The organism is Dietzia sp. HMSC21D01 (assembly GCF_001815995.1).
Lineage (GTDB): Bacteria > Actinomycetota > Actinomycetes > Mycobacteriales > Mycobacteriaceae > Dietzia > Dietzia cinnamea.
Genome location: NZ_KV823736.1, coordinates 1 through 879, shown reverse-complemented (window position 1 = coordinate 879; position 879 = coordinate 1). Strand labels below are relative to the sequence as shown.

Here is an 879-nt window from a genome sequence, read left to right as displayed (position 1 = left end):
GGCTCGCGCCGCTGGCGGATGGACGGCAAGGTCGTCGTCGTCACCGGCGCCGGTTCCGGCATCGGACGCGAGCTGGCGCGCGAGGCCGCCCGACGCGGCGCTCGGCTCGCCCTGAGCGACATCGACCCGGACGGCCTGACCCGCACCGTCGAGCTGGCGCGCGGCGACGGCGCCACCGACGTGCACTCGCAGCACCTCGACGTCACCGAGCAGGCCCTGGTCGCCGAGTACGCCGGTCTGGTCGCCGAGCACTTCGGCGTGGTCCACCTCGTGATCAACAACGCCGGCATCGCGTTCACCGGCGCAGTCGAGCGGTCCTCCTACAAGGACATCGCGCGCGTCATGGACGTCGACTACTGGGGCGTCGTGCACGGCACCAAGGAGTTCCTCCCGCACCTCATCGCCTCCGGCGACGGCCACCTGGTCAACATCTCCAGCATCTTCGCGTTCCTGTCCGTGCCCACGCAGAACGCCTACAACGCGGCCAAGGCGGCGGTCCAGCAGTTCACCGAGTCGCTGCGGATGGAGATGCTCGCCGCCGGTCACCCGGTGGACGTCACCTGCGTGCACCCCGGCGGCATCAAGACCGCCGTCGCCCGCAGCGCCGGCGCGGCCGAGGGGCTCGACAGCGCCGACTTCGCCACCATCTTCGACACGAAGTTCGCCCGCACGGAGGCCTCGACCGCCGCGCGGGTCATCCTCGACGGCGTCGAGCGGCGCCGGCCCCGCGTGCTGGTCGGGGCGGACGCGCACGTCCTCGACGTGCTGGTGAGGCTGTTCCCGGCCGGCTACCAGAAGGCGACGGTCGCGGCCTCGCGCCGGTTCGGGGTGGTCTGAGCCGGCGCTCGCTCGCGCGGCCCCGGCCGCCGGCGCGCCGGC

At 73.4% G+C, this 879-nt stretch carries 1 protein-coding gene; it reads left to right on the top strand.

What is annotated here, in order from left to right:
* The first annotated feature begins 18 nt into the window (after positions 1–18).
* Complete coding sequence (locus HMPREF3086_RS02885; RefSeq protein ID WP_070720087.1) at positions 19–837, top strand: SDR family NAD(P)-dependent oxidoreductase; 819 nt, start codon at positions 19–21, stop codon at positions 835–837.
* Positions 838–879: the final 42 nt, after the last annotated feature.